Origin of the sequence: Streptomyces sp. NPDC087422, from assembly GCF_044744145.1 — a bacterium.
Lineage (GTDB): Bacteria > Actinomycetota > Actinomycetes > Streptomycetales > Streptomycetaceae > Actinacidiphila.
This window is the reverse complement of record NZ_JBIUXT010000010.1, coordinates 1-16,552: the sequence shown is the minus strand read 5'-3', so window position 1 is coordinate 16,552 and position 16,552 is coordinate 1. Positions and strand designations below refer to the sequence as shown.

General features: G+C 71.3%; 16 protein-coding genes. 5 read left to right on the top strand and 11 right to left on the bottom strand.

The window, feature by feature from the left end; all coding sequences use genetic code 11:
* Positions 1 to 199: 199 nt before the first annotated feature.
* The 3 genes from ACIO6U_RS27420 to ACIO6U_RS27410 all read right to left on the bottom strand — a co-directional run bounded on the left by ACIO6U_RS27420 (position 200) and on the right by ACIO6U_RS27410 (position 3,050).
* On the bottom strand, positions 200 to 1,555 hold the full coding sequence (locus tag ACIO6U_RS27420) for a glutamyl-tRNA reductase (protein ID WP_355340676.1): 1,356 nt from the start codon (positions 1,553 to 1,555) through the stop codon (positions 200 to 202).
* Positions 1,552 to 2,262, bottom strand: coding sequence for a redox-sensing transcriptional repressor Rex (locus ACIO6U_RS27415; protein ID WP_188281706.1), 711 nt, complete (start codon positions 2,260 to 2,262; stop codon positions 1,552 to 1,554). Before ACIO6U_RS27415 ends, ACIO6U_RS27420 begins: the two co-directional genes overlap by 4 nt.
* A gap of 131 nt (positions 2,263 to 2,393) precedes the next feature.
* Entirely contained in the window at positions 2,394 to 3,050 is a 657-nt protein-coding gene (locus ACIO6U_RS27410) for an exonuclease domain-containing protein (RefSeq protein WP_401723144.1), read from the bottom strand.
* 310 nt (positions 3,051 to 3,360) lie between these two features.
* Here ACIO6U_RS27410 and ACIO6U_RS27405 point away from each other — a divergent pair, with 310 nt between their 5' ends.
* From ACIO6U_RS27405 to ACIO6U_RS27390, 4 genes are all read left to right on the top strand, one after another.
* Positions 3,361 to 3,627: a glutaredoxin family protein gene (locus tag ACIO6U_RS27405; protein ID WP_355340682.1), complete on the top strand. Its 267-nt coding sequence runs from the start codon at positions 3,361 to 3,363 to the stop codon at positions 3,625 to 3,627.
* Between the two features lie 103 nt (positions 3,628 to 3,730).
* On the top strand, positions 3,731 to 4,744 hold the full coding sequence (locus tag ACIO6U_RS27400) for an HAD family hydrolase (protein WP_401723139.1): 1,014 nt from the start codon (positions 3,731 to 3,733) through the stop codon (positions 4,742 to 4,744).
* A 340-nt stretch (positions 4,745 to 5,084) separates the two neighbouring features.
* Positions 5,085 to 5,909: an ECF subfamily RNA polymerase sigma factor, BldN family gene (locus ACIO6U_RS27395; RefSeq protein WP_391052059.1), complete on the top strand. Its 825-nt coding sequence runs from the start codon at positions 5,085 to 5,087 to the stop codon at positions 5,907 to 5,909.
* Positions 5,910 to 6,150: 241 nt separating this feature from the next.
* A complete protein-coding gene (locus ACIO6U_RS27390) occupies positions 6,151 to 7,422 on the top strand; it encodes a DUF5667 domain-containing protein (protein WP_401723136.1) in 1,272 nt (423 codons plus the stop codon).
* Positions 7,423 to 7,520: 98 nt separating this feature from the next.
* On the opposite strand, the gene ACIO6U_RS27385 is transcribed toward ACIO6U_RS27390, so the two are convergent.
* From ACIO6U_RS27385 to ACIO6U_RS27350, 8 genes are all read right to left on the bottom strand, one after another.
* Complete coding sequence (locus tag ACIO6U_RS27385) at positions 7,521 to 8,807, bottom strand: lysophospholipid acyltransferase family protein (RefSeq protein ID WP_401723133.1); 1,287 nt, start codon at positions 8,805 to 8,807, stop codon at positions 7,521 to 7,523.
* 26 nt (positions 8,808 to 8,833) lie between these two features.
* On the bottom strand, positions 8,834 to 9,901 hold the full coding sequence (locus tag ACIO6U_RS27380) for an NAD-dependent epimerase/dehydratase family protein (RefSeq protein WP_355340696.1): 1,068 nt from the start codon (positions 9,899 to 9,901) through the stop codon (positions 8,834 to 8,836).
* A 196-nt stretch (positions 9,902 to 10,097) separates the two neighbouring features.
* Positions 10,098 to 10,196, bottom strand: a complete 99-nt coding sequence (locus ACIO6U_RS27375; RefSeq protein ID WP_003948845.1) for a 30S ribosomal protein bS22 — start codon at positions 10,194 to 10,196, stop codon at positions 10,098 to 10,100.
* 137 nt (positions 10,197 to 10,333) lie between these two features.
* The gene (locus ACIO6U_RS27370) at positions 10,334 to 10,555 is read right to left on the bottom strand and encodes a helix-turn-helix domain-containing protein (protein WP_188281714.1); all 222 of its coding nucleotides are present in this window, start codon (positions 10,553 to 10,555) and stop codon (positions 10,334 to 10,336) included.
* 128 nt (positions 10,556 to 10,683) lie between these two features.
* Positions 10,684 to 11,517: a phosphatase gene (locus ACIO6U_RS27365; protein WP_391052069.1), complete on the bottom strand. Its 834-nt coding sequence runs from the start codon at positions 11,515 to 11,517 to the stop codon at positions 10,684 to 10,686.
* A 246-nt stretch (positions 11,518 to 11,763) separates the two neighbouring features.
* Entirely contained in the window at positions 11,764 to 12,936 is a 1,173-nt protein-coding gene (locus ACIO6U_RS27360; protein WP_401723129.1) for an acetoin utilization protein AcuC, read from the bottom strand.
* Entirely contained in the window at positions 12,905 to 14,086 is a 1,182-nt protein-coding gene (locus ACIO6U_RS27355) for an MFS transporter (protein WP_355340745.1), read from the bottom strand. Before ACIO6U_RS27355 ends, ACIO6U_RS27360 begins: the two co-directional genes overlap by 32 nt.
* A 169-nt stretch (positions 14,087 to 14,255) precedes the next feature.
* Positions 14,256 to 14,903, bottom strand: coding sequence for an HAD family hydrolase (locus tag ACIO6U_RS27350; RefSeq protein WP_355340706.1), 648 nt, complete (start codon positions 14,901 to 14,903; stop codon positions 14,256 to 14,258).
* Between the two features lie 355 nt (positions 14,904 to 15,258).
* On the opposite strand from ACIO6U_RS27350, the gene ACIO6U_RS27345 reads away from it, so the two are divergent.
* Positions 15,259 to 16,416 carry a Cmx/CmrA family chloramphenicol efflux MFS transporter gene (locus tag ACIO6U_RS27345; protein ID WP_401723126.1) on the top strand — a complete coding sequence of 386 codons (1,158 nt, stop codon included), beginning with the start codon at positions 15,259 to 15,261 and terminating at the stop codon, positions 16,414 to 16,416.
* Positions 16,417 to 16,552: the final 136 nt, after the last annotated feature.

Genomic DNA, 16,552 nt, shown 5'->3' with positions numbered 1-16,552 from the left:
CGCGCCCCTGCGGGGCACGTCCAGCCGCGTCCGGCACCGCCTCAGACCCCTCGCGCCCACCCGGCGGCAGCCGCACATCAGACACAGGCCCGCGCCCCTGCGGGGCACGTCCAGCCGCGTCCGGCACCTCGCGCCCACCCGGCGGCAGCCCCAGATCAGACACAGCCCCGGGCTCGTGCGGGGCACCCGTCTCGTTCATTCAGCGGCCTCGATTCGGTTCTGGGACGCCCAGGGTGGTGCGGGTCGGCGCGGAGCGGACGGCGGCTACGGCCTGCGGGTCGAGGTCGAAGAGCTCGCGCAGGGCGTCGGCGTAGCCCGCGCCGCCCGGTTCGCCCGCGAGCTGCTTGACCCGCACGGTGGGCGCGTGCAGGAGCTTGTCGACGACGCGGCGCACCGTCTGGGTGATCTCGGCGCGCTGCTTGTCGTCCAGATCGGGCAGCCTACCTTCGAGGCGGGAAAGTTCACCCGCCACGACGTCGGCGGCCATGGCTCGCAGCGCCACCACGGTGGGCGTGATGCGAGCGGCACGCTGAGCCGCGCCGAAGGCGGCGACCTCTTCGGAGACGATGCCGCGCACGGCGTCGACGTCGGCGGCCATGGGCGCGTCGGCGGACGCGGCGGCCAGCGACTCTATGTCGACCAGGTGCACGCCGAGCAGGGCGTGCGCGGCCGAGTCGATGTCGCGCGGCATGGCGAGGTCAAGCACGGCGAGGTCGGTGCCCGCCGGGCGCTCGGCGAGGGCGGCGCGCAGGTCGTCCGCGCTCAGCACCAGGCCGGTCGCGCCGGTGCAGGACACCACGACGTCGGCGGTGCGCAGCGCGGCGGACACCTCGGACATGGTGATCGCGCGGCTGTCGAGAGCGCCGTTGTCGGAGGCCAGGGTCGCCGCGAGGCGCTCGGCCCGGTCGACCGTGCGGTTGGCGATGGCCAGCTCGCGCACACCCGCGCGCGCGAGCGTGGCGGCGGCCAGGGAGGACATGGAGCCCGCGCCGACGACGAGGGCGCGGCGGCCGGCGAGCGGTCCCGTCGTCACGGCGAGCTGGTCCAGGCCGAAGGTGACCAGGGACTGGCCCGCCCGGTCTATCCCGGTCTCGGAGTGGGCGCGCTTGCCGACCCGCAGGGCCTGCTGGAACAGGTCGTTGAGCAGCCGCCCCGCGGTGTGCAGCTCCTGCCCCGCGGCCAGCGCGTCCTTGATCTGGCCGAGGATCTGGCCCTCGCCGACGACCATGGAGTCCAGCCCGCAGGCCACGGAGAGCAGGTGGTGGACGGCCCGGTCCTCGTAGTGCACGTACAGGTGCGGGGTCAGCTCTTCGAGGCCGACGCCGCTGTGCTGGGCGAGAAGCGTGGACAGTTCGGCGACCCCGGCGTGGAACTTGTCGACGTCCGCGTACAGCTCGATGCGGTTGCACGTCGAGAGCACCACCGCCTCGGCCGCGGGCTCCGCGGCGAGCGCGTCCTGGAGCAGCTTGGCGCGGGCGTCCCCGGTGAGCGCGGCCCTTTCCAGGACGCTCACGGGTGCGCTGCGGTGGCTGAGTCCGACGACGAGAACGCTCATGCGGGCATCACGGCGGGTACGTCACCGTCCGGGTCCTGGCGGTCCTCGCCCGCCTTGCGCTGCTCGTGGAAGGCGAGGATCTGCAGCTCGATGGAGAGGTCGACCTTGCGTACGTCGACGCCGTCCGGAACGGTCAGCACGGTCGGCGCGAAGTTGAGGATCGAGGTCACACCGGCGGCCACGAGGCGGTCGGTGACCTCCTGGGCGGCGCCGGCGGGCGTGGCGATGACGCCGATCGACACCTGGTTGTCGTCGACGATCGACTCCAGCTCGTCGATGTGGCGGACCGGGAGCCCGGCGACCAGACGGCCCGCGAGGGCGGGGTCGGCGTCCAGCAGCGCGGCGACCCGGAAGCCGCGGGAGGCGAACCCGCCGTAGTTGGCGAGCGCGGCGCCGAGGTTGCCGATACCGACGATGACGACCGGCCAGTCCTGCGTGAGGCCCAGCTCACGGCTGATCTGGTAGACGAGGTACTCGACGTCGTAGCCCACGCCGCGGGTCCCGTAGGAGCCGAGGTAGGAGAAGTCCTTGCGCAGCTTGGCCGAGTTGACCCCGGCGGCGGCGGCGAGTTCCTCCGACGACACGGTGGGCACCGAGCGCTCGGAGAGTGCTGTCAGTGCCCGCAGGTACAGCGGAAGTCTGGCGACGGTGGCCTCGGGAATCCCTCGGCTGCGGGTCGCCGGTCGGTGAGATCGGCCAGTTGCCACGGTGCTCCTGCGGGTAGAGCTGGGCTGAAGACGACCACGGTCTTTGGGGCCGCCCCGTGGACAGCAGGCTATGTCTTTGTGAACGCGTGCACAAAGATGGTGTCCGATTTGCCCGGCGGACGTGACCGGCATCACGCGCTCCCATTACGGACATTGGGCACCATTCGCCGTGCGGAATCGTTGCTGCGGCGCTTCCAGAGTGCGTCAACGACCCCCGGTAGGCCAGTGGCCTGCGGCCATTCCACCGCGGCGGCCTGCGCCAGCCGCTCGTCCAGAACGGCGGATTCCGCAAATTCGACCGATTCCGCACCCCGAACGTAGTGCGAGAACAGCTCGGCCGTCGCACGGGCGTCACCCAGCGCGGTGTGCGCGTGCCACTCCGTGACGCCCGCTGCCTCGGCGCAGTCGCGCAGTGACAGTCCGTGCGGAACGGGCAAGCGGGCGGCGGCCATCCGCATCGTGCAAAGTTCTGGTATAGACGGCAGCCGCACCCCGACGCGGGCGTACTCGGCGGCCAGGAACGAGCGGTCGCACCCCACGTTGTGCCCCACGAGCACCCGGCCGCGCAGCAGGCTCAGCAGCCGGGCCGCGATGCCGTCGAACGAGGGCGCCCCGCCGAGGTCGCCGCCCTCGATGCCGTGGATGTGCGTCGGGCCGACCGGACCGTGCGGATCGACGAGCGTCGTGAACTCGCCCTGCGGAGTCAGGTCCTTGTCCAGCAGTACGACCGCCAGCTCCACCACCCGGTGCCGCCGCGACGACGAACCGGTCGCCTCGACGTCGACCACGGCAAAGCCGTACGCCGAAGCCTGGCTCGGAGCCGAGAGCACGCGGTCACACTCCTCACGCATCGCCCCCGGCCGTACAAAACGACCTCGATCGTAATCGAATGTGCGCGAGTGCGAGTAACGCCCGCATATCGCCTGTGACACAGGTGCAGTACGGCCGCACGGAGGGTCACGGGTGACAGGTGGTGCGACCCGGCGCCGTACGGGCGCCTGTTCCTCGTGCGAGAGCCCCTTCGTCGTACGAGAGCCCGTTCCCTGTACGCGAACCCGTCGTACGGGGGCCCGGACCGTCCGGCGCACAATGGCCCGTATGACGAACGACGACACCGCGGCGGCCGTGCGCACGGTCACGCTCATCGGCAAGCCCGGCTGCCACCTGTGCGACGACGCGCGCACCGTGATCGAGAAGGTGGCGGGCGAGACCGGCGCGGCCGTGGAGGAACGGGACATCACCCGGGACGAGGCGCTGTACGCGCGGTACTGGGAGCAGATCCCCGTCGTCCTCATCGACGGCGAGCAGCACACGTTCTGGCGCGTGGACGAGAAGCGGCTGCGCGCGGCGCTCACCGCGGGCTGACCCGGCCGGGACCCGCAGCCGGTCACTGTCCGGTCGTGCGGCGTTCACGCCCCCGCACCGTGCGCGAACAGGGCTTGACGCGCCGGGTGGTTATGCTCGCGGTATGGCCGCACGCAGATGGCTCACCCCCCGTAGGCAGGCCGGCACCGAGCGCAGTGTGCTGGCAGGCGAGGCCGCGGCACTGGCCGCGGAGGCCGCCCTGGCCACCAAGACCCGGCCGCGGGACGCGGTTTCCGCCGGGCCGGAGGAAACCGTCACGTCCGCGAGATCCGCGGCGTCCGCGAGATCCGCCAGGACGGGGAAGCCGGACGAGCCCGCCGAACCTGAGTTCCCGGCGCACGACCAGCCCCGCGCGGCGGCCTTCTTCGACCTCGACAACACCGTGATGCAGGGCGCCGCGATATTCCACTTCGGCCGCGGCCTGTACAAGCGGAAGTTCTTCGACACCCGCGACCTGCTGCGCTTCGCCTGGCAGCAGACGTACTTCCGCATGGCGGGCAACGAGGACCCCGAGCACATGCGGGACGTGCGCGAGAGCGCGCTGTCCATCATCAAGGGGCACCGCGTCGAGGAACTGATGTCCATCGGCGAGGAGATCTACGACGAGTACATGGCGGGCAAGATCTGGCCCGGCACCCGCGCGCTCGCCCAGGCCCACCTGGACGCCGGGCAGCGCGTCTGGCTGGTGACCGCCGCACCCGTCGAGACCGCCACGATCATCGCCCGCCGCCTCGGCCTGACCGGCGCGCTCGGCACGGTCGCCGAGTCGATCGACGGCGTCTACACCGGGCACCTGGTCGGCGAGCCGCTGCACGGACCCGCGAAAGCCGAGGCCGTACGCGCCCTGGCCGCCGCCGAGGACCTGGACCTGTCGCTGTGCGCCGCGTACAGCGACTCCTCCAACGACATCCCGATACTGTCCCTGGTCGGCCACCCCTACGCCATCAACCCCGACAGCAGGCTGCGCAAGCACGCCCGCGCCGAGGGCTGGCGGCTGCGCGACTACCGCACCGGGCGCAAGGCCGCCAAGATCGGCATCCCCGCCGCGGCCGGGATGGGCGCGGTGGCGGGCGGCGCCCTGGCCGCCGTCGCGATCAGCCGCCGCCGGCACTCCTGACGCAGCCGTCACGGGACGCCTGTGACCCCCGTGACGCCGCGGATCCGCCGCGCCGCGGGGCGTCCGAAGTGGCGGGAGCGACACGCGTGAACACGAGCACAACACGCTCTCTCCGCGACCATTTCACGAGCAGAAGTGGTCAACTAAGGGCGCCTGTTCGATAATTGCTCGATCACCATTCCGCTTAGGAAGTGGCGGAAACGGCGATTTGAGCAACTCGGTGTAGCGTCGCCTGTACGAAGCGTTATTCTCCTCAGACGCATTCCGGTACCCACACGTCGCCACGACGAGTGAACGGTCCCGTACTGCACGTGATGGAAGTTCTGCCTCTGGGAGTCCCGTGTACCCACACGACGGGGTTGACACCTCTGGCCTGGCTGCGTTGCGCGCACTGGTGGTTGACCGCCTGATGCGCACAGTCCCCACGTACGCCGTGCCCGCCTTCGCCACGTCCGGTCCCACCGTCCCCGGCCACGCTTACGCGCTGGCCGAAGTCAGCACAGCCGCAGGCAGACGCACCCGCAGCAGCTCCACCAGCACCACCGGCGCGGGCAACGGCTCCGGCGGCGGTCAGTCGACCGCCACGACCACCGCCCGCCGCCCGGCCTCCGACACCGACAGCGGCCGGATGATGGACCTGGTCGAAAGGGCCCAGGAAGGCGAGACCGAAGCCTTCGGACGGCTCTACGACCACTACTCCGACACCGTCTACCGCTACATCTATTACCGCGTCGGCAGCAAAGCCACGGCCGAGGATCTGACGAGTGAGACGTTCCTGCGCGCCCTGCGCAGAATCGGTACCTTCACCTGGCAGGGCCGTGACTTCGGCGCGTGGCTGGTCACGATCGCCCGCAATCTGGTCGCCGACCACTTCAAATCGAGCCGGTTCCGGTTGGAAGTGACCACCGGTGAAATGCTCGACGCGAACGAGGTCGAGCGCAGCCCCGAGGACTCCGTTCTGGAGTCGCTGTCGAACGAGGCGCTGCTCCAGGCCGTGCGCAAGCTCAATCCGCAGCAGCAGGAGTGCGTGACGCTGCGGTTTCTCCAAGGTCTCTCGGTGGCCGAGACCGCCCGCATCATGGGCAAGAACGAGGGGGCGATCAAGACCCTCCAGTACCGGGCGGTCCGCACCCTGGCCAGGCTGCTACCGGAAGACGCCCGGTGAGTCCGCGTTGTCCCGTACCCCGGCAGGCCGTCATTCGGCCTATCAGTCCGATCATCAGAGCCGACCCGATCATCAGACCTGCGTAACCCAACTGGCCCGGCACTCGTTGCATCACATGCAGACATATCTGTGCCGCGCGCTGCCTGTTGCTGTTCACTCGATCGGGTGGACGGCAGCCGGGAACGCAACCTTCCGGGCGGCATGGGGAGTCGAGTGTGGATGACGAGAGGAGGTGCCGCCCGTGATCGGACAGGCAACGGCACACCGCCGGGCGAACGCCTTCGCCCAGGCCCTTGAGGACGCTGCTGTCCTCGACGAGACCACCGGCGAGCGCGGTGGCGGCGGTGCCGGACCGGCGAGCGGGCAGCACGGCAGCCATGCCGCGGCCCGGCACGCGGATCCCGAACAGGACTCGCTGCTGTCGCTCGCCGCGGCCATCGGCGACCGGCCGGCGCCCGTACTGGACGCCGAGAAGAAGACCGTCCAGCGCGCGCAGCTCATCGCCGCGATGGAACAGGCCATCGCCGACGGCAGTTTCGAGGTCACCGGCCGGGTTCCCGAGCAGCGCTCGGAGGGCACCGGCGGACACGGGGCCCACCGGCTGCGCAAGCTCACCCCGCGCTCCCGGCTGTCCCGGCGGCTCGCGGTCGGCGGCCTGTCCGTCGGCGTCGCCGCCGGTGCCTTCGGCGGAGTCGCGGCGGCCAGTACGAACGCGCTGCCAGGTGACACCCTCTACGGCCTCAAGCGGGGCATGGAGGACCTGAAGCTCGACATGGCGGGCAGTGACGCCTCCCGCGGCAAGGTCTACCTCGACATGGCCTCCACGCGCATGCAGGAGGCCCGGCGGCTCATGGACCGGCAGCGCGGCGGACAGCTCGACGACGAGTCCGTCGGCGATGTGCGCAAGGCGCTGTCCGGCATGCGGCAGGAGGCCGCCGAGGGACACCGGCTGCTCACCCAGGCGTACGCGAAGGACGGCTCGCTCCAGCCGATGGCGCTGCTCAACACCTTCGCCGCGTCGCACCGGCAGAGCTGGACCGAGATGCGGGGCAAGCTGCCCAGCCAGCTCACCGATGTCTCCGACCAGGTCTCGTCGGTCTTCGCCGCCATAGACGATGACGTCAAGCCGCTCGAATCCGTGCTCCCCAAGCCGAAGGACGACAGTTCCTCCGGCTCCCGGGGCCACCGGCGTTCCGGCGGCGGAAGCGACGACGGTACGGGCAGCGGTACGGGCTCCGGCTCCGGCACGCCGTCCGCGCCCGCGTCCGGGGACAGCAAGTCCGGGCAGGCGCCGAGCGGCAACCCGTCGGTGTCGCCCACCACCCCGCAGCACGAGGGCCTGATCGGCGGCCCGCTGCTCCCGCCACCGCCGAACAGCACTCCCGGCAGCGGCAACGGCGCCACGGACACCCCGTCCACCTCCGCCACCCCGCCCCACTCCGTCACCCTCCCCCCGCTCCTGCCCGGTCTCCTCCCCGGCCTCGGCCTCGGCGTGGACGACTCGAACGACTAGCACCACCGCACGCACAAGGGCGGCCGGCTCCCCGCGAGGAGAACCGGCCGCCCTTTCACGTTCAGAAGAACACCGCCCGACGCGTGGCGGGGCCGCCCTCAGAAGAAGACGGACCGCCTGTCCACCAGCAGCTTGTACAGGGTGTGCTGGATCGTCTCGCGGACCTGGTCGGTCAGGTTGAAGACGAGCATGGGGTCCTCCGCCGCCTCGGGCGGGTAGGCGTCGGTGAGGATGGGCTCGCCGAACTGGATCGTCCACTTGGTGGGGAGGGGGACGAGTCCGAGCGGCCCCAGCCAGGGGAAGGTGGGGGTGAGGGGGAAGTACGGGACGCCGAGCACGCGCGCGAGGGTGCGGGAGTTGCCGACCATCGGATAGATCTCCTCGGCGCCGACCACCGAGCACGGAATGATCGGCACCTTCGTCTTCAGCGCCGTCGCGACGAATCCGCCGCGCCCGAACCGCTGGAGCTTGTAGCGCTCCGAGAACGGCTTGCCGAGTCCCTTGAAGCCCTCGGGCATGACCCCGACGACCTCCCCGCGCTCCAGCAGGACCTCGGCGTCCTCCGCGCACGCCAGCGTGTGCCCGGCCTTGCGGGCGAATTCGTTGACCACCGGCAGCATGAAGACCAGGTCGGCGGCGAGCAGCCGCAAGTGCCGTCCCGCCGGGTGGTGGTCGTGCACGGCGACCTGCGTCATGAGGCCGTCGACCGGCAGCGTCCCGGAGTGGTTGGAGACCACCAGCGCCCCGCCCTCGGCGGGGATGTTCTCGATGCCCTTCACCTCGACCCGGAAGTACGTGTCGAAGAACGGCCGCAGCACCGACATCAGCACCTGCTCGGTCAACTCGGCGTCGTAGCCGAATTCGTCGACCTCGTACTCGCCGGTGACCCGGCGCCGCAGGAACGACAGGCCGGAGGCGACCTTCCGCTCCCAGTCCCCGCCGAGCAGCCGGTCGGCGACCCCGCCGAGCGCGGCGGCCAGCCCCGGACCCTCGTCCCCCGCGGCGGAACCGGAACCGGAAGCGGACCCTGAGGCGGACCCGAAAGCGGACCCGGAACCGGAACCCGTACGCGCCCCCGTGGCGGATTCCGCTTCGGTCCCGCCGCCGCTTGCCTGCGCGGGGACCGCTGCGCCCGTACCGCCCGGCTCTGAGCCCGCCTCGGCCGTCTCCTGGGGCTCCGGCACCTCGGGCACCGCCGCCAGCGGCTGCGTGCCCGGCCCGCCCGCGCCGGACGACCCGGCGCCGTCCTTCTTCCTGGCGCCCGCGGACCGGCCGCCGCGCGACCGGCCGGAACCCGAGCCGGACCCCGGACCCGAGCCGGAACCCGAGCCCGTACGCCGCGCCCGCGAATCGTCGCCGAACGGGATCACCTTGGCGTCTGCCATGGTTCGACTCCTTCTGCCTGGTGCGGTCACGCGTGGTCGGCGTCGGTGGCGTCCGCGGCGTCGGGCGCCAGCGCCGCCGCGGCGAGCCGGTCGACGGCGCGCGCCATCCGGTCCGGCGGCAGCAGCCCGGGCCCGCGGCTGCGCGCGAAGTCGGCGAACGTCTCGGCCGTCGTGTACGCCGGCACGAAACCGAGCGTCTCACGCATCTGCCGGGTGTCCACCACCCTGCCGTGCGTCAACAGCCGAATCTGTTCGCGCGAGAAGTCGGTGACGCCCGCGGCCTTCAGCGTCCGCCCGATCCAGGTGACCGCGGGCAGCAGCACCGGCACGGTCGGCTTGCCGAGCCGCCGCGCGGTCTGCGACAGCAGCAGCACCCCGTCGCCCGCGATGTTGAACGTCCCACTGTTGAGCGTCCCGCGCCGCGCGTCGAGCGCGGCCAGTACCAGCACCTCGTTCACGTCGTCCTCGTGGACGAACTGCAACCGGGGGTCGTAGCCGAGGACGGTGGGCAGCACGGGCAGCGCGAAGAACTCCGCGAGCGGGGTGTCGGCGTGCGCGCCGAGGATGTTCGCGAACCGCAGCACCGCGACCGCGACGTCCGGGCGGCGGCGCGCGAAGCCCCGCACGTACCCCTCGACCTCGACGGCGTCCTTCGCGAAGCCGCCGCTCGGCAGCGACTTGGCGGGCATCGTCTCGGTGAAGACGGCCGGGTCGCGCGGCGCGGCGCCATAGACGCTGGTGGTGGACTTCACGACCAGGCGCCGTACGGTCGGGGCCTTCTGGCAGGCGCCCAGGAGCTGCATCGTGCCGATGACGTTGGTCTCCTTGACCTGCGTCCGGCCGCCGGAGCCCATCGTGGTGGTGGCGCTGACGTCCAGGTGCACGACGGTGTCGACCGACGTCTGCGCGAGGACCTTGGCGATCATGGGCTGCCGGATGTCGGCGCGGACGAACTCCGCGGCGCCCAGATCGTGCTCGGGCGGTACGGCGTCGACCGCGATCACCCGGTCGACCTCCGGCTCCCGCAGGACGCGGCGGACGAAACGGCCGCCGATCGGTCGCGCGACTCCGGTGACGAGCACCACCTTGCCCACGGTTCAGCGCCTTCCTACGGGGTTGTACGCACCGTACCCGTTCGTTGTTGCGCCGCAGTGACGGCCCGCTGTGCGGGCCGCCGACGTCACGCCGCTGCCCCCTCCGTCACACCTGCCCCGGAAAACGCCACTGCCCCCTCCACCGCCTACGGGCGGTGGAGGGGGCAGGAAGAGCGGCGTACTGCGTCGAGCCCGCTTACTTCTTGTTGCGACGCTGAACGCGCGTCCGCTTCAGCAGCTTGCGGTGCTTCTTCTTGGCCATACGCTTACGCCGCTTCTTGATGACAGAGCCCACGACTACCCTCGCTTCGTTTTCACTCGGTGCGGGGCGTCCGAGCCCACACGACCTACGTCGGCCAAGCCTACCCGCCCGAGGCGGACGAGCATAAACCGAGCCCCACGCAGGCGGTCAGCGGCCCTCGGCGGGCGAGATCAGGCAGATTCCCCCACCCCCACCCCCACATAGGACTCACGCAGGTAGTCGTGGACGGCCTGCTCCGGAACCCGGAAAGACCTCCCCACCCGGATCGCCGGCAGATGACCGCTGTGCACCAGCCGGTACACCGTCATCTTGGACACGCGCATGACCGCGGCAACTTCGGCCACGGTAAGGAACACGACCTCGTTGAGAGGCCTGGTTTCGCTTGAAGCCATGACACACCTGAACTTTCCGCACCTGACGGCCACCGGCTTCCCCTCCGGCGACTCCAACAGTCAAGTGCGCTCCCCCTCAGATTAGGGGCGCATGATGCAAGTGGGGAAGAGGAGTTGCCAATAGTTGATTACTGTGACAGCCACGCCCGATGGAGTACGTAGCGGGTAAGCGGCCGGTAGTAATCGGACCGCACGGTGTCGTCCAGCGGTACCGCGACCGACACCCTGCCCTCCGCTTCCGCGACGAACACCGCGGGGTCGTCGGAGTCGGCGAGACCGATCGCCTCGATGCCCAACTGCCCTGCCCCGCATACGAATCCGTGGTCCCCGACCACCAGCCGCGGCAGCACTCCGCCCTGCTCCGCGGCAGCCGCGAGGGCCGCTCTGACGGGCAGCGGGGAGTGCGTATGAGCACCCGGTTCGCCCGCCCCCGCACCCTCCTGCGAACCCTCCGCACCAGGCACGGGGCGCACCACGGCGACACCTCCCACGTACCAAAGATTGTGACGCCGTACCCCGAACTGTGTCGGCATATCGACGTAGCCGCCGTACGCAGGGGTGAGAATCACGCATCCCGCCGCCGACAGCGCGGCGGCCAAAGAGGCGTAGAAGCCCAACAGCCGATGAGGGTGGCCCGTCCCCAGCAGAACGGGGATACGATCCTGCGCCGCCCTGCCAAGGCGCTCGGCGAAGGCGTCCAGCGCCGCCACCGTGCAGTCCGGGTCGATCGTGTCCTGCCCCGAGGTGTCCGCCGGGTCCGGCGACACACCGCAGCGGTCGGCCATCAGCCGCAGCAACTCCGCCGTGCCCCACTCCCCTTCCGGATCCAGCCCCAGCGTCTGGCGCGGATCCCGCGCCGCGAAGAGCCGGTAACTGTGCAGACTTTTCTCCCTCGGGGTCGAGACCCGTCCCGCCAGCCCGGCCGCCACCAGATGCGCGCGCAGCGCGCCGACACTCAGCACCCCTTGATCGTCCCGACTCCCTCCGCCCGCCGGGTACGAAACCGCCAAAAACACCCCGTGCGGGTGACCCGCGCCGGGTGCGCTCCGAACGTAGAAGACCTACGCCACACGCGTACGCGTCCCGCTGTAACGGGTTACCGAACAACGCGGTGACGGCGTGTGCGAAATTGGGGGATTCCGTGGAGAAGGAGCGCCACGCTCGCCGGAAAAGGGGACAACGCGCTACGGCGTGCCGCCGGACAGGCCCTACGGCAGCAGGCCGTGGAGCGGGAAGACCGCGCGGCGGGTGGCGATCACGGCCTGGTCGAGCCGGTCCGCCGGGTCGTAACCGGAGTCGGCGAAGTCCGCCCAGCGCGGATCACGGCCGTCCGTCATCCGCAGCGGCCCCTGCTGCCGGGTCCGGGCGTAGACCTCGTGCCGCCACTCCTCGGGAACCGGCGTCTTCGGCGCCACCGGCGCGCCCGCCGCGATCCCCACCAGATGCGTCCACGTACGCGGCACCACATCGGCCACCGCGTAACCCCCGCCGCCCAGCGCGACCCAGCGGCCCTCCGCGTGGTCGTGCGCCAGCGCGTGACACGCCTCCGCGACCAGCCGCTGCGCGTCCAGCGACACCGCCAGATGCGCCAGCGGATCCTCGAAGTGGGTGTCCGCGCCGTGCTGCGAGACGACCACCTGCGGCCGGAACGCCGCCACCAGCTCCGGCACCACCGCGTGGAAGGCCCGCAGCCAGCCCGCGTCACCCGTCCCCGCGGGAAGCGCCACATTGACCGCGCCGCCCTCCGCGGACGGCCCGCCCGTCTCCTCCGGCCACCCCGTCTGCGGGAACAGCGTCCGCGGATGCTCGTGCAGCGAGATCGTCAGCACCCGCGGGTCGTCCCAGAACGCCGTCTGCACACCGTCGCCGTGGTGTACGTCCACGTCCACGTACACCACCCGCTCCGCGCCCAGCTCCAGCAGCCGGGCCACCGCGAGCGCCGCGTCGTTGTAGACGCAGAAACCCGCCGCCGCGCCCGGCATCGCGTGGTGCAGCCCGCCCGCGAAGTTCACCGCGTGCAGCACATCGCCCTGCCACACCGCCTCGGCCGCGCCCACCGACTGCCCCGCGATCAGCGCGGACGCCTCGTGCATCCCCGCGAACGCCGGATTGTCCTCGGTACCGAGCCCGTACGACAGATCCGCCGCGGCCGGATCGGCGGACGCCGCCCGCACCGCCGCCACGTAATCCGCCCGGTGCACCAGCGCCAGCGTCGAGTCGCCGGCCGCGGGCGCCGCCACCACCGACAGCTCCCGGTCGAGCCCGAAGGCCCGCACCAACCCGCGCGTGAGCGACAGCCGCACCGGGTCCATCGGGTGGCCCGGACCGAAGTCGTACTTGGTTACCCGCTCATCCCACATCAACTGTGCTCGGCCGCTCATGGCCGACACCGTACCCGGCGGGCCCGGCCTCGAAGGACTTGGCGTACAACAGCGTGGCCCCCACCAGCACCATCGGCACGAGCATCGCCCCGCGGTAGCTCCACACATCGCCCAGCGCGCCCACCAGCGGCGAGCCGACCAGGAAACCCACGTAGTTGAAGATGTTCAGCCGCGCGATGGCCGAGTCCGAGGCACCGGGGAACATCCGCCCGGCCGCCGCGAACGTCTGCGGCACGATCACGCACAGCCCGAGCCCCAGCAGCGTGAAGCCCAGCATGCCCACCCACGCCCCCGGCGCCACCGCCACCACCGCGAAGCCCGCCATCGCCAGCACCGTCCCCAGCCGGACGACGGACGCGGCACCGTACCGCCGCACCCCGAAGTCACCCACCGAACGGCCGATCAGCGTCGTCACCATGTAGACGGCGTACGGCACGGTGGAGAGCTGCTCCGAGCTGTGCAAGGTGTCCTGGAGGTACTTCGCGCTCCAGTTGGAGACCGTCGAGTCACCGATGTACGCGAAGGCCATCACCAGACAGAGCGGCATCAGCAGCCGCATCACGACGGCCTGCTTCTCGCCCCCCAGCTCGGTGACGGACGGCTGCTCCTGGTCGGCGTACCAGCGGCTCGCCACCAGCGTCAGCGGGATCAGCAGCGCCACCACCGGCCCGTACAGCGCCACCAGCGAGATGTGCCAGTGCGCCCCCGACCACGCCAGACACGCCCCGACGATCCCGCCCAGGCTGTACGAGGCGTGGAAGCCGAGCATGATGCTGCGGCCGTAGGTGTGCTGGAGGCTCACCCCGAGCATGTTCATCGACGCGTCCAGACCGCCGACGCACACCCCGAACAGCGCCAGCGTCACCGCCGCCATCCACAACTGGTCGCCCGCGCCGAGCAGCAGCAGGACCAGGGCCACCACCGGCTGCACCCAGCGCAGCACCGCACTCGGCCTGATCCGCTTCACGACGTACTCGGTCGCCACGCTGCCCAGGCCCGCGAGGATCGGCACCGCCGCCAGGAACACCGGCAGCAGCCCGTCGCTGATGCCGTACCGGTCCTGGATCGCCGGAATCCGGGTGACCAGCAGCGCGAACAGCGCGCCCTGCGCGAAGAAGCTGATCGCGAGCGCGGCCCGCCCGTGCCGCAGCCGGTCGTCCGGCTGCCGGTACTTCACGGGGGCGGCGGGCCCCCCGGGGGCGCTCTGCGCGGCTTCGTCCATGAGCGAGCAGCGTAAACGCGGAAGCTACGGATGAGTAGGTGGCGGGGGTCACAATTGTGATCAACCCGCGCCGGACGGCTCCCCGGACCGCTCCCGCTCACCTCAGCAGCAGGTCGGGCAGCCCTTCCATCGCACCGAACAGGGCCGTCGCGTCGGCCACCTTCTCCGCCGGGGTCATCGCCGTGAACGCGTACACGTCCATCCCCGCCGCGACCGCCGCCCGCACCCCCAACGGACTGTCCTCGACCACCGCGCACCGCTCGGGGGCCACCCCCATCACGGCCGCCGCGTGCAGGAACAGATCCGGCGCCGGCTTCCCCCGCCCCACGTCCTGCGACGAGAAGATCCGCTCCTCCCCGAACCGCTCGTACAGCCCGGTCCTGCGCAGCGCCACCCTGATCCGCTCATGGCTCCCCGACGACGCCAGGCAGTACGGCACCCCCTCCGCCACCAGCCGGTCCAGCACCCCGGCCGCCCCCGCCACCGGCTCCAGCTCCCGCTCGAAGGCCGCGAAGACCCGCGCGTGCAGCTCCTCGTCGAACCCCTCGGGCAGCCGCCGCCCCGACCGCTCCCACACCACGTCGTGCACCCGGTGCACCGCCGCGCCCATGTAGTCCCGGATCGAGTCCTCGTACGTCGTCGGATGCCCCACCTCCGTCAGGTGCCCGGCGAGAATCCGGTTGGATATCGGCTCGCTGTCCACAAGGACGCCGTCGTTGTCGAAGATGACCAGGTCATACCGCATACGGCCACTGTAGTTGGGGGCACGCATCCGGTAGCGTACGGGCCATGTCGAGCCCCGAGGCATCCAAGGCGGGGGCTTTCGGTCACGCCGTCAGCCCCCTGAACCACTGAGTTCGTAGCTCCCTTTCACCGTCCGCCTTTTTCGCACGCTCCTTTTGCGCGGCCTTTCGCGGCCCTCCGCGCTTTTGTGCGGCCCTCCGGGCTTTCGTGGCCCTCCGGGCTTTCGTGCGACTCTCCGCGCGGCTCTTCGCGCGGCCATGGCTGGACGGCTGCCGCACCCCGGGGGCTGACCGCGGTGACGAGACGACGTTTTCACGTTTCCTCTCGTGCATCTCCTCACCTCGGAGCCTTTCCCGATGCCTCTCCGTCTCCCTGTTCCGCTGTACCTGCTCGCCATGGCCGTCTTCGCCATGGGCACCTCCGAATTCATGCTGGCCGGCCTCCTGCCGGACATCGCCGCCGACCTCGACGTGACGGTCGGCACCGCGGGCACGCTCACCTCGGCCTTCGCGATCGGCATGGTCGTCGGCGCCCCGCTGATGGCCGCCCTCGCCCGCGCCTGGCCCGCCCGCAGCAGCCTGCTCGCCTTCGTCGTCGCCTTCGCGGCGGCGCACGCCGCGGGCGCCGTCACCGGCAGCTTCCCGGTCCTGTTCGCCACCCGGATCGTCGCCGCGCTCGCGAACGCCGGCTTCCTCGCCGTCGCCCTCACCACCGCCGTCACCCTCGTCTCCCCCGACCGCAAGGGGCGCGCGCTGGCCGTACTGCTCTCCGGGACGACAGTGGCCACGGTCGCCGGGGTGCCCGCGGGCGCGGTGCTCGGCACCCTGCTGGGATGGCGGGCCACCTTCTGGGCGGTCGCCGCGCTCTGCCTGCCCGCCGCCGCCGGAATCCTCAAGGGCGTTCCGGCCCGGCCGTCGGCCCGTACGTCCAAGGCCGGACCCGGCCTGCCCACCGAGCTGGCACTGCTCACGTCCCCCCGCCTGATGACGAGTCTGCTGCTCGGCGCCCTGGTGAACGCGGCCACCTTCGCGAGCTTCACCTTCCTCGCACCGGTCGTCACCGACACCGCGGGCCTCGGCCGCCTGTGGATCTCGGTGGCCCTGATGCTCTTCGGCGCCGGTTCCTTCGCCGGAGTCACCCTCGCGGGCCGCCTCGCCGACCACCGCCCCGGCCTGGTCCTCACCACCGCGGGCCCCCTGCTGCTCCTCGGCTGGCTCGCCCTGGCCCTCCTGGCCGACCGTCCGGCCGCCCTGCTCCCCCTCGTCTTCCTCCAGGGCGCCCTGTCCTTCCTCCTCGGCGGCACCCTGATCACCCGCGTCCTCTACGAAGCAGCCGCCGCCCCCACCATGTCCGGCTCATACGCCACCGCCGCCCTCAACCTCGGCGCGACCCTCGGCCCCCTGACCGCCGCCGCCACTCTCCGCACAAGCGCCGGCCCCCTCGCCCCCTTCTGGACCAGCGCCCTCCTCGTCCTCCTCGCCCTCCCGCTCCTCCTGTCCTCGACGCCCGACTGATAGGCGGACTCGAAAACCGGTTTTCCGGTGGGTGGCGGAGAACGCAAAAGAGGCCCGGCGTCGGATCCTAAGATCCGAGGCCGGGCCTCTTCCATAAAAATTGTTCGGCGGTGTCCTACTCTCCCACAGGGTCCCC